Annotated in this window: 10 protein-coding genes; 2 read left to right on the top strand and 8 right to left on the bottom strand. The window is 68.8% G+C overall.

What is annotated here, in order from left to right; translation table 11 throughout:
- Nucleotides 1–4: 4 nt before the first annotated feature.
- The 8 genes from DFR72_RS07295 to DFR72_RS07260 form a co-directional block, all read right to left on the bottom strand.
- Nucleotides 5–1,519, bottom strand: a complete 1,515-nt coding sequence (locus tag DFR72_RS07295; RefSeq protein WP_090066576.1) for an alpha/beta hydrolase — start codon at nucleotides 1,517–1,519, stop codon at nucleotides 5–7.
- A 13-nt stretch (nucleotides 1,520–1,532) separates the two neighbouring features.
- Nucleotides 1,533–3,062: an alpha/beta hydrolase gene (locus DFR72_RS07290; RefSeq protein WP_090066575.1), complete on the bottom strand. Its 1,530-nt coding sequence runs from the start codon at nucleotides 3,060–3,062 to the stop codon at nucleotides 1,533–1,535.
- A gap of 186 nt (nucleotides 3,063–3,248) precedes the next feature.
- On the bottom strand, nucleotides 3,249–4,223 hold the full coding sequence (locus DFR72_RS07285; RefSeq protein ID WP_090066574.1) for an ABC transporter substrate-binding protein: 975 nt from the start codon (nucleotides 4,221–4,223) through the stop codon (nucleotides 3,249–3,251).
- A 15-nt stretch (nucleotides 4,224–4,238) separates the two neighbouring features.
- Nucleotides 4,239–5,252, bottom strand: coding sequence for an ABC transporter permease (locus tag DFR72_RS07280; RefSeq protein WP_245982625.1), 1,014 nt, complete (start codon nucleotides 5,250–5,252; stop codon nucleotides 4,239–4,241).
- Between the two features lie 20 nt (nucleotides 5,253–5,272).
- Nucleotides 5,273–6,037 carry an ATP-binding cassette domain-containing protein gene (locus DFR72_RS07275; protein ID WP_090066572.1) on the bottom strand — a complete coding sequence of 255 codons (765 nt, stop codon included), beginning with the start codon at nucleotides 6,035–6,037 and terminating at the stop codon, nucleotides 5,273–5,275.
- Nucleotides 6,034–7,032 (bottom strand): class I mannose-6-phosphate isomerase, encoded by a 999-nt coding sequence (locus DFR72_RS07270; RefSeq protein WP_245982622.1) that lies wholly within the window; start codon nucleotides 7,030–7,032, stop codon nucleotides 6,034–6,036. Before DFR72_RS07270 ends, DFR72_RS07275 begins: the two co-directional genes overlap by 4 nt.
- A gap of 29 nt (nucleotides 7,033–7,061) precedes the next feature.
- Nucleotides 7,062–8,045 carry a LacI family DNA-binding transcriptional regulator gene (locus tag DFR72_RS07265; protein ID WP_090066570.1) on the bottom strand — a complete coding sequence of 328 codons (984 nt, stop codon included), beginning with the start codon at nucleotides 8,043–8,045 and terminating at the stop codon, nucleotides 7,062–7,064.
- A 145-nt stretch (nucleotides 8,046–8,190) separates the two neighbouring features.
- Complete coding sequence (locus DFR72_RS07260) at nucleotides 8,191–8,904, bottom strand: AfsR/SARP family transcriptional regulator (RefSeq protein WP_170176165.1); 714 nt, start codon at nucleotides 8,902–8,904, stop codon at nucleotides 8,191–8,193.
- 352 nt (nucleotides 8,905–9,256) lie between these two features.
- On the opposite strand from DFR72_RS07260, the gene DFR72_RS07255 reads away from it, so the two are divergent.
- The gene (locus DFR72_RS07255) at nucleotides 9,257–10,189 is read left to right on the top strand and encodes a hypothetical protein (RefSeq protein WP_143086742.1); all 933 of its coding nucleotides are present in this window, start codon (nucleotides 9,257–9,259) and stop codon (nucleotides 10,187–10,189) included.
- Nucleotides 10,190–10,265: 76 nt separating this feature from the next.
- The gene (locus DFR72_RS07250; protein WP_090066567.1) at nucleotides 10,266–12,629 is read left to right on the top strand and encodes a GH92 family glycosyl hydrolase; all 2,364 of its coding nucleotides are present in this window, start codon (nucleotides 10,266–10,268) and stop codon (nucleotides 12,627–12,629) included.
- The last annotated feature ends 27 nt before the right edge of the window (nucleotides 12,630–12,656 follow it).

Raw genomic sequence — 12,656 nt, 5'->3', positions numbered from 1 at the left:
CCCTTCACCAGCCGAGCCGGACTGCGAGCTCGCGGGCCTGCTCCAGCGGACCGGCCTGCTGCTGACCCGGTTCGGGCAGCGGCACACCGGGGCAGGACAGGTCTCCGGACGGCGTCACGCGGTCGACGAGGTAGCGCTCGACGACGTCGTTCACGCAGCCGTTGTCGAAGCCGTAGATGCCGTGGTCACCCTCGTCCTCCACGGTCAGCATCCGCGATCCGGCGAACCCGGCGTGCGCCTTGCGGGCACCCTCGATGGGTGTCGGCGCGTCGCGTTCGGACTGCACCATCAGCGTCGGCGTGACGCCGATCCCGTTGGGGCGCTTCAGGTCGACGTCCGGCCGGTCCCAGTACGCGCAGGGGCCCATGATCTGGTAGTAGCCCAGCAGCGGCCACTTCGCGCCGTCCTGCGCCGCGTCGCGCTCCAGGAACCTGCGGTCACCGCGGAACTTCGTGTCGTTGCAGACGATCGAGTGCAGCGTGGCGTTCGCCGCGTCCGGGTAGCTCGCCTGCGCCGTCAGCGGCGCCGGCACCGTGCCGGCCAGTTCGGCCAGCTTGCGCGCGGCACCGTCGAACGCGTACTTGCTGTACTGGCCCTGGACGAGCACCAGGTCCAGCGTGACCGGGTAGTACGTGCCCTCGGGCAGGGTGACGGGCTGCTGGGCGAGCTTCGCGCGCGTCCGCTCGTAGGCCTGGCGCACCTCCTCACCGGTCTTGCCGAGGTGGTAGGCGTCGTCGTGCCGGGCGACCCACGGTGCGAAGTCGACGCGGAACCGCCGCTCGAAGCCCATGCCGAAGTCGCCGAACACCGTCTGCCACGGTGCGGTGAACTCGGTGTTCGAGTCGAGGACGATCTTGTCGAGCGTCTTCGGGAAGTACGTGGCGTAGTACGCGCCCATCCAGCTGCCGCCGGAGTAACCGAGCCAGTCGACCTTCTTGCGGCCCAGCACCTGGCGGAGCAGGTCGAGGTCGCGGACGGTCTGGTCGGTGGTGATGTAGCGGCCGAGCTCGCCGGACTTGGTCTGGCAGAACTTCGCCTGCAGCTCCATGCCGCTGTAGAGCAGGTCGAGGTTGGCCCTGCTGCGGTCGCGCGGGTCCGTCGAGCCGAGGGTGTCGAACCCGCCGCAGGTGACGTTGCTGCTGGCACCGGTGCCGCGCACGTCGATGCCGTAGATCTCGGCGTTCTCGCTGAGCTTCGGCCGGTTCAGGTAGACCAGCGGCAGCGTGCGGCCCTCACCGCCGGGCCCGCCGGGGTTGGTGAAGACGGCGGTCTTCGCCTTGCCGTTCAACGGAACGGTGCGGCTGACCGCGATGGTGATGGTCCTGCCGTCGCGCGGGTTGTTCCAGTCCATCGGCGCGGTGAAGCTGCCGCACTCCAGCCGTTCGAAGCCCGGCTCGTCACTGCACTTCTGCCACTTGATCCGCTGGTCGGCCAGGCCGGCCGCGTGGGCCTGCGGGGCGATCAGGAGCGATGTCGCGGTGACGGCGGCTAGTGCCGCCGCGATCTTCCTGCGGTGCATGCGTTTCCCCCTTCTACTTGTCGAGGTGGGTGGCGAGCCGGCGCACGTTCTCCAGCGAGTTCTGCCCGGCCTGTCCATCGGGAGCGGGCAGCGGGACGCCGGGGCACTTCAGGTCCTTGGCGGGAGTGACGCCGTCCACGAGGTAGCGCTCGACGACGTCGTCCACGCACCCGTTCCCGAACCCGTAGATGCCGTGGTCGCCCTCGTCCTCGACGGTGAGGAGCACGGAACCCTTGAAGTTCCGGTGTGCCCGTTGTGCCTGTTCGACCGGCGTGGCCGGGTCGCGCACCGACTGCACCATCAACGTCGGTGCGACGCCGATCCCGTTCGGTTGCTTGAGCTTCACGTCCGGCCTGTCCCAGAACGCGCACGGGCCGGCGATCTGGGTGTAGCCGACGAGCGGCCACTTCGCGCCGTCCCGCGCCCCGTCCCGCTCCAGGTACTTCCTGCCGCCGTGGAACGGCGTGTCGTTGCAGAGGATCGAGTAGGCGGTGCCGAGCTGAGCATCCGGATAACTGGCCAGCCCGCTCATCCGCGCGGGCACCGCACCGGCCAGTTCGGCGAACGTCCGCGCACCGTCGGCGAAGCTGTTCTTGTTGTACAGCGTGCCTCGCAGCAAGTAGTCGAGCGTCACGCCGTTGTACACGCCTTCCGGGCGCGTGACGGGCTGAGCGTTCAACTGGGCGCGGGTGCGCTCGTAGGACCGGCGAACTTCCTCGCCTGTCTTGCCGAGGTGGTAGACCTCGTCGTACTTCGCCACCCACGGCAGGAAGTCGACGCGGAACCGGCGTTCGAAGGCCATGCCCCAGTCGTCGAAGATCGGCTGCCACGGCAGGGTGAAGTCGACGTTGGAGTCGAGGACGATCCGGTCGAGCGTCTTGGGGAAGTAGGTGGCGTAGTAGGCGCCCATCCAGCTGCCGCCGGAGTACCCGAGCCAGCTCACCTTCTTCTTGCCGAGCACCTGGCGCAGCAGGTCGAGGTCCTTCACCGTCTGGTCGGTCGAGACGTACCGGCCGAACTCGCCCGACTTGGTCTGGCAGAACTTCGCCAGCAGCTCCATGCCGCCGTAGATCAGGTCGAGGTTCGCCCTGCTGCGATCGCGCGGATCAGCCAGCCCGTCGGCGTTGAAGCTCCCGCAGGTGACGTTGCTGCTCGCGCCGGTGCCGCGCACGTCGATGCCGATGATCTCGGCGTTCTCGCTGAGCTTGGGCCGCTCGAGGTAGAGCAGCGGGATCGTGCGGCCGGGTCCGCCGGGTCCGCCGGGGTTGGTGAAGACCGTGGACTTCGCCTTGCCGTTCTTCGGCGTGAGACGGCTGACCGCGATGGTGATGGTCTTGCCGTTGTGCTGGTTGTTCCAGTCCATCGGCGCGGTGAAGCTGCCGCACTCCAGCCGTTCGCCACCCGGTGGCAGTCCCGGCGGTGGCGTGTCGAAGCACTTCTGCCACTCGATCTCCTGCGTCGGTGCCGCCTGCGCCTGCGGTGCTATGAGCAGGGATGTCGCGGTCACGACGGCCAGCGCCGCCGCGGTTTTCCTTCGTAGCATTCGAGCCCCCTCCAATGTGCTTCCAGCACATCGGTTCCGGGGGTGCTGAGCATCGGCTGAAGGATGACGGGTTCGTACGACTTGGGTCTTAGCCCACCCGGCCAAACAACCATGACATGCGTCATCAGGCCCTGACAGGCCGAAGGGCCGTCCCCTGGCTGGGAACGGCCCTCCGGGACGCAGAACTCAGCAGGACTCCTTGTAGAAGTACTTCGAGTTGGCCGACGCGTCGTCCTTCGTGATGGCGACGAGGTCCGTCTCGATGTCGCGCTTGTTCTCCTTGCCGTCGATCGCGGCCAGGGCCTGCTCGACGCCCTGCCTGCCGATCGTGGCGGGGTCCTGGGCGATCAGGGCCTGCACGGTGCCGCCCTGCAGGTCCTTCACCTGGTTCGGCGAGGCGTCGAAGCCGACGAGGTTCACCGTGCCGGTCTTGCCCGCGTTGCGCAGGCCGGTCGCCGCGCCCTCGCCGGTGTTGAGGTTGGTCGCGAACACCCCGATGAGGTCCGGGTTCGCGGCCAGGGTCGCGGTCACCTTCGAGGCCGCGGTGGCGGGCTCGTTGTCGGTGTACTGCTGGCCGATGTACTTGAGGTTCGGGAAGGCCTTGACGGCCTCCTCGAAGCCCTTGGCGCGCGCGTCCGTGGTGGACGTGCCGGCCTTGGTGTTGAGCACGAGCACCGAGCCGGACTTGCCGGCGGAGAGCTTGTTCAGCGTCTCGGCGGCGAGCTTGCCGCCCTGCTCGTTGTTGGACGAGATGGAGGAGACGCCGATCGAGGTGTCCTGCAGCTTGGTGTCGACCTCGACGACCTTGATGCCCGCGTCCTTGAGCTGCTTCATCGGGCCGGCCATGGCCTTGTCGTCGGTCGGCGCGATCAGGACGGCGGCGGGCTTCGACGCGAGGATGCCCGTGACGATCGGGGTCTGCTGGGCCGCGTCGAACTTCGCGGGGGCCTGCGTGTCGAACTCGTAGCCCGCGGCCTTCGCCGCCTCCTCGAAACCGCACTGCATCGAGATGTAGAACGGTTCCGCCGTGATGCCGGGGATCAGCACCAGCTTCTTGTTCGTGGCGGCGTCGCCCGAGTTCGAGTCGCCGATCTGCCCGCCCCCGCCACACGCGGCGAGCAGGAAAGCGGCTGAGACTGCCAGAGCGGAGCGGATCTTCATTGGTCCAGCACCTTCCTAACGTTGGTTGCGCGCCCGGCGCCGTGTCTGGTCCAGCCACACGGCGGCCACCAGCACGATCGCCACGGCGATCGGCTGCCAGAACTCCTTGACCCCGATGATCACGAGGCCCTTCTCCAGCACCGCGGGGATGAACACGCCGAACACCGTGCCCAGCACCGAACCCATGCCGCCGAAGATGCTGGTGCCACCCAGGACGACGGCGGCGATCGCGTTCAGGTTGTCCGTCTCGTGGCCGGTGACGACCGCGACGCGGAAGAACGCGTTGCCCATGAACCCGGCGAGACCGGCCAGGGTGCCCGCGAGCAGGTACACCTTCGTCAGGTGGCCGCGCACCGAGATGCCCACGCGCCGTGCCGCCTCCTCGTTCGAGCCGACCGCGTACGTGTAGCGGCCGAACCGCGTGGTCGACAGCAGCAGCGCGCCGATAGCGGTGACGACCGCGGCCACGATCACGATGTTCGGGATGCCGAGGTACGTGCCGGAACCGAAGGTGCGGTTCAGCCTGTCCGGGATGCCGGACACGTTGGAACCGTTGTTCAGCAACAGGGCCGCGCCCTGCGCCGCGCCGAACGACCCCAGCGTCACGATCAGCGCGGGGATCTTCGCGCGTGAGATCAGCAGGCCGTTGAGCAGCCCCCAGACCGCGCCGCTGACCACCGCGACGAGCAGTCCGAACGCGATCACGCCCCAGCCGGCGTTCGTCGCGTCACCGCCGGACACCGCGTTCATCGCCATGGCGGAGGCCACCGACGCGAACACCAGCACCGAACCGACGGACAGGTCGATGCCGGACGTGATGATCACGAACGTCATGCCGACCGAGAGCACCAGCAGCACGGCCGTTTCCGCGAGCAGGAACTGCAGCGTGGTCACCTGGAAGACCGCGTCCGGCCGGATCGCGCCGAACGTGGCGACCAGGACGAGCAGCACCAGGCCGATCCAGAGCGTGTTCGCACTGGTCAGCCGTTTGAGCAACGACGTGCGGTGCTCGTCCGACAGAGATGACATCGTTGTCTTCTCATCAGTCATCAGGCCGCGTCCTCCTGGGTCAGCGCGCCGGTCATCGCGCCGACGAGCTCTTCCACGCTGGTCTCGGAAGCCTTGAAACGGGCCACGCGACGGCCGAGGCGCAGCACCTCGACGCGGTCGGAGACCGACAGCACCTCGGGCATGTTGTGCGAGATCAGCACGACGGCGACACCCTCGTCGCGCACGCGCTTGATCACGTCGAGCACGCGTTCCCGTTGCACCACGCCGAGTGCGGCCGTCGGCTCGTCCATGAACACGAGCTTCGACGCCCAGGCCACCGAACGCGCGACGGCGACGGACTGGCGCTGGCCACCGGAGAGCGCCGCGATCGGCACGTCGATGCTCTGCAGCGTCGCGCCGAACCGGGTGAAGTGCTCGGTGGCCTGCTTGCGCATGGCCTTCTTGTCGAGCACGCCGAGGAACCCGAGCAGGCCGGGTTTGAGGATCTCCCTGCCCAGGAACATGTTCGCGGCCGGGTCGAGGTCCGGCGCGACCGCGAGGTCCTGGAACACCGTCTCGATGCCCAGGTCGCGGGCGTCGTTGGGGGAGCCCAGCACGAGTGGCTTCCCGTCGAACAGCAGCGTGCCGCCGGTCGGCTGCTCCACCCCGGACAGGCACTTCACCAGGGTGGACTTGCCCGCGCCGTTGTCGCCGATCAGCGACACGACCTCACCGGGATGGGCGGTGAACGCGGCACCGCGGAGCGCCTCCACGGTGCCGTAGTTCTTCGTGAGATCACGAGCCTCCAGCAATGGCTGGCTCACGGCATCACATCCTCCACTGTGGACAGAACGGGTGGGCGGCAGCGGATCGCCACCAGGTCACCGGTCAGGCCGAGCTCACCCGCCGCGTGCGGCACGACGAGCGTGCTGCCCTTGTGCACCTCCAGCTCACCGAGCTTGCCCGCGCCCTCCAGCACCACCAGCACGGCGAACGACGGCTCCAGCGTGAAGGAACCCTCGACGTGCAGGCGGTCGGCCTGGAAGAACGGGTCCGCGTCGTGGCCGAGCAGGTCGACCGACGGCGCCCACTTGTCGGACGTCTGGTGGACCAGCTCCTCGAGCTTCCCGCTCCAGCCCCGGCGGTCGACGCAGTCGAGCGCGACGTCGTAGCCGAGGCCGAGGTGGCCGACGTCGGCGTTGGCGAGGAAGCCCTGCCACTCCAGCGTGACCGAGAAGTCCGTGGGCTGCTGCAGTTCGACGATGAACACGCCCTCGCCGATCGCGTGCGGCACGCCGGCGGGCACGAACACCGTGTCGCCGGGCCGGACGCAGACCGGGTTCAGCGCGTCGAGCATCGCCTTCGTGTCCTGCGTGGCGACCCAGTCGGCGACCGTGTCCGCGGGCACGTCGTCACGGAATCCGATGTAGACGGTCGGGTTCGTGCCGGTGGTGCCGACGACGATCCACGCCTCCGTCTTGCCGTGGCGGCAGTTCAGGTGCGAGGACGCGAAACCGTTCGACGGGTGGCAGTGCACCGGCAGGCGCTGACCCGCGTCGAGCAGCTTCACCAGCAACGCCGTGTCGCCGCCGAACTTCGCCGCGTGGTCCGCGCCGAGCCAGCCGGTCGGGTCCGCTTTCACCGCGTCGCGCAGGAGAACGCCGTCTGGCAACGTTGTCAAACCTGCGTCGTCGCGGCCGTAGAGCGTCGTCGTCGACGCCACCCAGTCCTCGGGGCCGAAGTCGCCGCTGGTCCCGCCGCGCAACGCGGCGATCGCCTCACCGCCGCGGTAGAACTGCTTCGGCTGGTTGGCGGGCAAGTTGACAGGCTGGTGGAGAACACCAGAACTCACGCGTGGACCTCCCCGGATCCTCGTGGCACCAAGCGCACCGGCAGCACGACGCGGCGCGGTGGTGAGTTGTCGCCATCCAGTCGGGCGAACAACAAATCGGTGGCCGCCTTACCGAGCGCGCTCGCGTCGTGCGCGATCACGGTCACCGGCGGCGACAACAGGTCAGCGAGTTCGAAGTCGTCGAAGCCCACCAGCGCGGGCCTTTCGGCGACGCCCGCGAGCGCGCGCAGGATGTATACGGTGATGCGGTTGTTGCCGGCCACGATCGCCGTCGCGGGCTCCCGCATGCTGTGCAGGCGCTGCAACGTGGTCCTGACGCTGCTTTCGTCGTGCGGTCCCATCGCCACGAGTTCCTCGTGGTAGCCGATGCCCGCCCGCACGCACCCTTCGCGATAACCGCGCAGGCGCTCGTTGGCCGTGAAGATGTCCGGCGCGTCCCCGAGGAACGCGATGCGCCGGTGCCCGTGCGAGGCCAGGTGCGTGACCGCCTCGACGGTGCCGCCGATGTTGTCCACCAGCACGGTGTCGGCGACGACGTCACCCGCGGGCCGGTCCAGGAACACCACGGGCGTGCCCGCGCGCATCTCCGGCACCAGGTAGCTGTGCTGCAGGCCGGCGGGCACGATCAGCAGCCCGTCGACGCGCCTGCTGCAGAACTCCAGCGCCAGCTCGCGTTCACGCCCGGGATCCTCGTCGGACGACCCCGAGATCACCTGTCTGCCGCGCAGCCGGGCGATTTCCTCGACAGCGCGGGTCACGCCGGAGTAGAACGGGTTGCCGACGTCCTCCAGCACCAGCCCGATCGTGCCGGTGGACGAACCCCGGCGCAGGTTGCGGGCACTCAGGTTCCGCCGGAACCCGAGCTGGTCGATGGCCGCGAGCACGCGCTCGGCGGTGGACGGGTGCACGCCCGGCTCGTCGTTGACCACGCGTGAGACGGTCTTGATGCTCACGCCCGCGAGCCGCGCGACGTCGTTCATCGTCGCACGACGTACCTTGCGCTGACCGGCTACGGGCCCGCTGGGGGACAACGTTGTCATAGTGGGCGTATCTCACCCCGGCTTTACGGCCTTGTCAACAGTTTCCTGCCCGGTCAAGGGGCTGCCGCGGGTCGACGCCCATGGCTCACAACGCTGCCTGGGACGCGACGAGCCGGGTCATGTGCGATGACGGTGTGACGCCCAGTTCGCGGTGCAGAAGGGCGCGGTAGTGCTGGTAGTGCCGCAATGCCGACCCGCAGTTGCCCTGGGCGAGGTGTGCCGCGATCACCGACCGGTGCGCGGTTTCGCGCACCGGATCGATGGAGATCGCGGTGAACGCGGCCTCCAGCGCGGCGAGGTGTGCGCCGGCCGAGATGAAGTGCTGGGCGATCGCCTCCAGCGCGTGCAGCCTGACCTGTTCCCAGCGCCGCCGTTCCGAGGTCAGCCACTCCTCCGGCCAGTACGGCAGCAGATCCCTCGACAACGCGCCGACGAGCTCGGCCACGCCCGCCGAAGCCGTGGCGCTGACGACGTGGTGCGCCGCTTCCACCGCACGGCAGAAGTCGATCGTCACCGCGGGGGACAGTCGCAACCGGTCCACCGAGAGGTCGACGACGGGCTGGTCCGTCGCACGGCGCAGATGCCACAACGCCTGCCGCACGTTGGCGGTCGCGCGCTGCCTGCGGCACTCGGGCCACAGCTGCTCGGCGGCGGCCTGCCGGCTCACCGCGTCGCCGTGGTGGATCGCGAGGAAGGCCAGCAACCGCTGGGCGCCCTTGGGCAGCACGACGTCCCCGCGGCCAGTGAGCAGCTCGAACCGGCCCAGCAACACCAGGTGCGCGCCATCGGCGTCTCTCATCGTGATCCTTCCGTCGGCCGTTCCGAGCATCGCCCGGCGGCGTCTCCGGGGCATCTCTCGTCCGCCTGCGGCGGCGTCCGCCTCTCGGCCGTCCGGTGGTGGCCCCTCAGTCGTGCGCGCACTTGACCGCCACCCGGTAGGGAGTCCGCGGCGACAGCGCGTCGCCGATCACCCGGCAGCCATAACGCCAATGGCCCAACGGACGCGCCTGTTCCGGTCCAGCCCATCGAGTGACGTCGATGTGGCGGCGACAGGACGTCGTGCGCTGCGGCGACGCCGGTGAGATGCGGGCACCGGAGCGTGTGCCACCGGGGTCGCACCGGCCCCGACGACATCCAGCGCAGGAGTGATCATGACGGACACCAAGAGCGTCACCATCCGCATCCCCGACGCGAAGCTCGAAGAGCTGAAGGACGCCGAGTACAAGCTCTGCTTCGCGAAGAAGGTGAACGACCACTACAACGTCGTGTGGAAGTCGGCCGACGACTACCTCACGGAGAACACCTTCTCGTGGCAGCCGCAGTACCGGCTCTACGGCGGCAAGATCGTGGAGGGCACGCCGAGGGTGCACGTCCAGACCAGGCAGGTGCCGATCGGCCTTGGTGAGGAGGCGACCCTCGACAAGGCGGGCGTCCTGAGCGACGCCTCCACCGGCGGCCCGGACACGGGAATCACGATGTACAACGAGTACGGCCCGATCCACCCCGGGCTGTCCGCGTACTCGACGGACATCGACGGCAAGACGACGCTGACCCCCATCTACTTCGCCGACAAGCCGATCCTCGGAGGCGATCACCTCCTCCTCACACCGGTGGAGGTGGTTCAGGTCTGGTTCGAGCAGGACATCACCACGGGGACCGTGTTCAGCGACGACAAGACCAGGTCGGTGGAGATCGATCTGACCACCGCCCACTCCGCGACCAGGAGCTACGACGGCACCAGGTGGTCGACGCCGAAGGCCGGTGCTCCCGGTGTCGACGTCGTGACGATCCTGACGATCGCCGCGACCCTGACCGCGGCCGTCAGCATCGTCGAACTCGCGTCGAAGATCAGCGCGAAGGTGGCCGAGGTCTACTCCGGCCTCAAGGTCGACGTCACCTCGCCGGACGGCTGGTCCGTCACGATCAAGTACAGCCAGCGGCCCGGCATCACCGGGGCCGAGTTGGCCCAGACGCGGGCGTTGTCGCAGAACCCCGTCATGAACGACCAGCTCACCGCGTACGCCCTGGAGGCGTTCGCACAGAGTGGTGTGGGCTACACGTCGCTGATGGCCATTCCGGCCTGACGACTCGTGTTGTCCGAAACCAGACAAGTGATCGTCATTGTGTTGACCTGGACCGTGTGCGCTCAGCGATGATGCGATGACGGACAGCGCTTGTCCGGCGAGAAGGCCCCCGGGCCGGGATGCGCGTGCGGCGGCGGCGCACCCCGGCCCGGTCCCTTGCCCGGCCCTTGCCACCCGACCGGACCACTCCGCCGTCCCGCCCGGCGCCGGAATCGCAACTAGGGTGAATCTCGTGGACGCACTGGATCCCATCGAGTCGGTCAACACCTTCATCGGCACGAAGGACGAGGGAAACACCTTCCCCGGCGCGTCCATGCCGTTCGGCAAGGCCCACTCCAGCCCGATCGGCTCCCACTACGCGGGCTACCGCTACGACGACCAGCAGATCCGCGGCTTCGGGCACTTCTTCCTGTCCGGCGCGGGGTGCTGGGAGCAGGGCGGGCTGGTCCCGATCCTGCCGGTCACCGCGCTGCCGCAGAGCTTCGACCACAAGCGGTACGCCAGCGCGTACACGCACGACGGCGAGATCGGCAAACCCGGCTACTACAAGGTGAAGCTGGACCGCGACATCACCGTCGAGTGCACCGCCACCACGAGGGCCGGCGTCGAGCGGTACACGTTCCCCGGTGGCGTCCGGGGCACACTGCTCGTCAACGTTGGGCAGGCCAACGACAAGGAACCCGTCAGCGCCAGCTCCGTCAGGGTCCTGGACGACCGCACGATCACCGGAACCGTGGAGACTCAGGCGTTCTGCGGCGGCCGTCCGTACGTCACGTACTTCACCACCAGGTTCGACCGGCCGTTCGAGGAGTTCGGCACCTGGGGCCCGTCCGGGTCCAGGCCGGGGCGGCGGGAGTCCGCGGGAGGCGCCGGACTGCGGGGCGCCTGGGTCACGTTCGGGCCGGGCCCGGTGACGGCCACGACCGCACTGTCCCAAGTGGACGCGCACGGTGCCACGAACAACCTGGAGACCGAGACCGCCGGCAAGACCTTCGACGACGTCCGCAACGAGGCGCAGGACGCCTGGCGCGCGGAGCTCGGGTGCATCGAGATCGAGACCGAGGACTGGGACGAGCGCGCCGTCTTCTACACCGCGCTCTACCACGTGCTGCTCCAGCCGCTGACCGGCAGCGACGCGGACGGCCGGTACCGCGGCTTCGACGACGGGATCCACCAGACCGACGGCTGGACCTACTACGAGTACTACTCGCTGTGGGACACCTACCGGGCCCACAACCAGCTCCTCGCGCTGATCCGCACGACCAGGAGCAAGGACATCGCGCGGAGCGTCCTGGCGATCCACGAGCAGGGCGACTGGCTGCCGCGGTGGGCGTACGCGAACCAGGAGACCAACTGCATGACCGGCGACCCGGTCACGCCGTTCCTGGTCGACCTGTGGCGCTTCGGGCACCTCGCGGGCTTCGAGGAGCAGGCCTACCGGGCGTTGTTGCAGAACGCCGACGGTGTCCCACCGCAGAGCTCCCGCTTCCAGGGCAGGTCCGGCAACCCGAACTACCTCGCCAGGGGGTTCGTCCAGTACGACAAGCGCTTCCCGAAGAAGGGGCAGGACACCGATCCGCACCACGGCGCGTCGGCGACCCTGGAGTACGCGCTGGCCGACGCCACGCTCGCGATCATGGCCGAGGCGCTGGGCCACACCGAGGACGCGGAACGACTGCGCGCGCGGGGCCTCAACCACCGCGCCCTCTGGGACAACAGCGTCACGGACCGGGGCTTCACCGGGTTCCCGCGGCCCAAGCTGCAGAACGGCTCATGGCTCACCCCGTTCACCCCGCAGGGGCCGGAGGGGTTCCACGAGGGCACGGCGTGGCAGTACCAGTGGCTGTGCCAGCACGACATCACCGGGCTGATCACGGCGCTCGGGGGCAGGGCGGCGGCCGAGGCGCGGCTGGACGACTTCTTCGCGTACGAGGACCTGCTCGTCGACCCGAAGCGGACGGTCCGCGAGAAGTGGGTGGTCGGGCCGTACGACTACTACAACCAGTTCAGGTACAACCCGAACAACGAACCAGATCTGCACGCGCCGTGGATGTACGCGCTCATCGGCAAGCCGGAGAAGACGTCGGTGGTCGTGCGGGCGGCGCAGACGTTGTTCGTCAACGGGCCGGCGGGCGTGACGGGCAACGACGACCTCGGCACGATGTCGGCCTGGTACGTGTTCAGCGCGCTCGGGATGTACCCGGCGGTGCCCGGAACCGGTGAGTTCGTGCCGCACGCCCCGAAGTTCACGAGGGCCGTGATCCACCTGGAGAACGGCAAGGACGTCGTGATCGAGGCGGAGGCGGCGGACGTCGCGAAGACGCAGGTGGTGCAGCGCATCCGGAGCGGCTGGCGGTCGAAGGCGAAAGATCGGATCGAGCTCGCGGAACTGTTCTCGGGCACCACGCTCGTGGTCGACCTGCGCACCCTTTCCAACTGAGACGCCGATACGGTCGTACGCTCATGC

The organism is Lentzea flaviverrucosa (assembly GCF_003350445.1).
GTDB lineage: Bacteria > Actinomycetota > Actinomycetes > Mycobacteriales > Pseudonocardiaceae > Lentzea > Lentzea californiensis.
Note: the sequence above shows the minus strand (reverse complement) of the source record. Positions and strands in the feature narration are given on the sequence as shown.

Bases quoted from the DNA above. Each gene is read 5' to 3' on its own strand.
- DFR72_RS07295 (WP_090066576.1), bottom strand. From the start codon at position 1,519: ATGCACCGCAGGAAGATCGCGGCGGCACTAGCCGCCGTCACCGCGACA.
- DFR72_RS07290 (WP_090066575.1), bottom strand. From the start codon at position 3,062: ATGCTACGAAGGAAAACCGCGGCGGCGCTGGCCGTCGTGACCGCGACA.
- DFR72_RS07285 (WP_090066574.1), bottom strand. From the start codon at position 4,223: ATGAAGATCCGCTCCGCTCTGGCAGTCTCAGCCGCTTTCCTGCTCGCC.
- DFR72_RS07280 (WP_245982625.1), bottom strand. From the start codon at position 5,252: ATGTCATCTCTGTCGGACGAGCACCGCACGTCGTTGCTCAAACGGCTG.
- DFR72_RS07265 (WP_090066570.1), bottom strand. From the start codon at position 8,045: ATGAACGACGTCGCGCGGCTCGCGGGCGTGAGCATCAAGACCGTCTCA.
- DFR72_RS07260 (WP_170176165.1), bottom strand. From the start codon at position 8,904: ATGAGAGACGCCGATGGCGCGCACCTGGTGTTGCTGGGCCGGTTCGAG.
- DFR72_RS07255 (WP_143086742.1), top strand. From the start codon at position 9,257: ATGACGGACACCAAGAGCGTCACCATCCGCATCCCCGACGCGAAGCTC.
- DFR72_RS07250 (WP_090066567.1), top strand. From the start codon at position 10,266: ATGACGGACAGCGCTTGTCCGGCGAGAAGGCCCCCGGGCCGGGATGCG.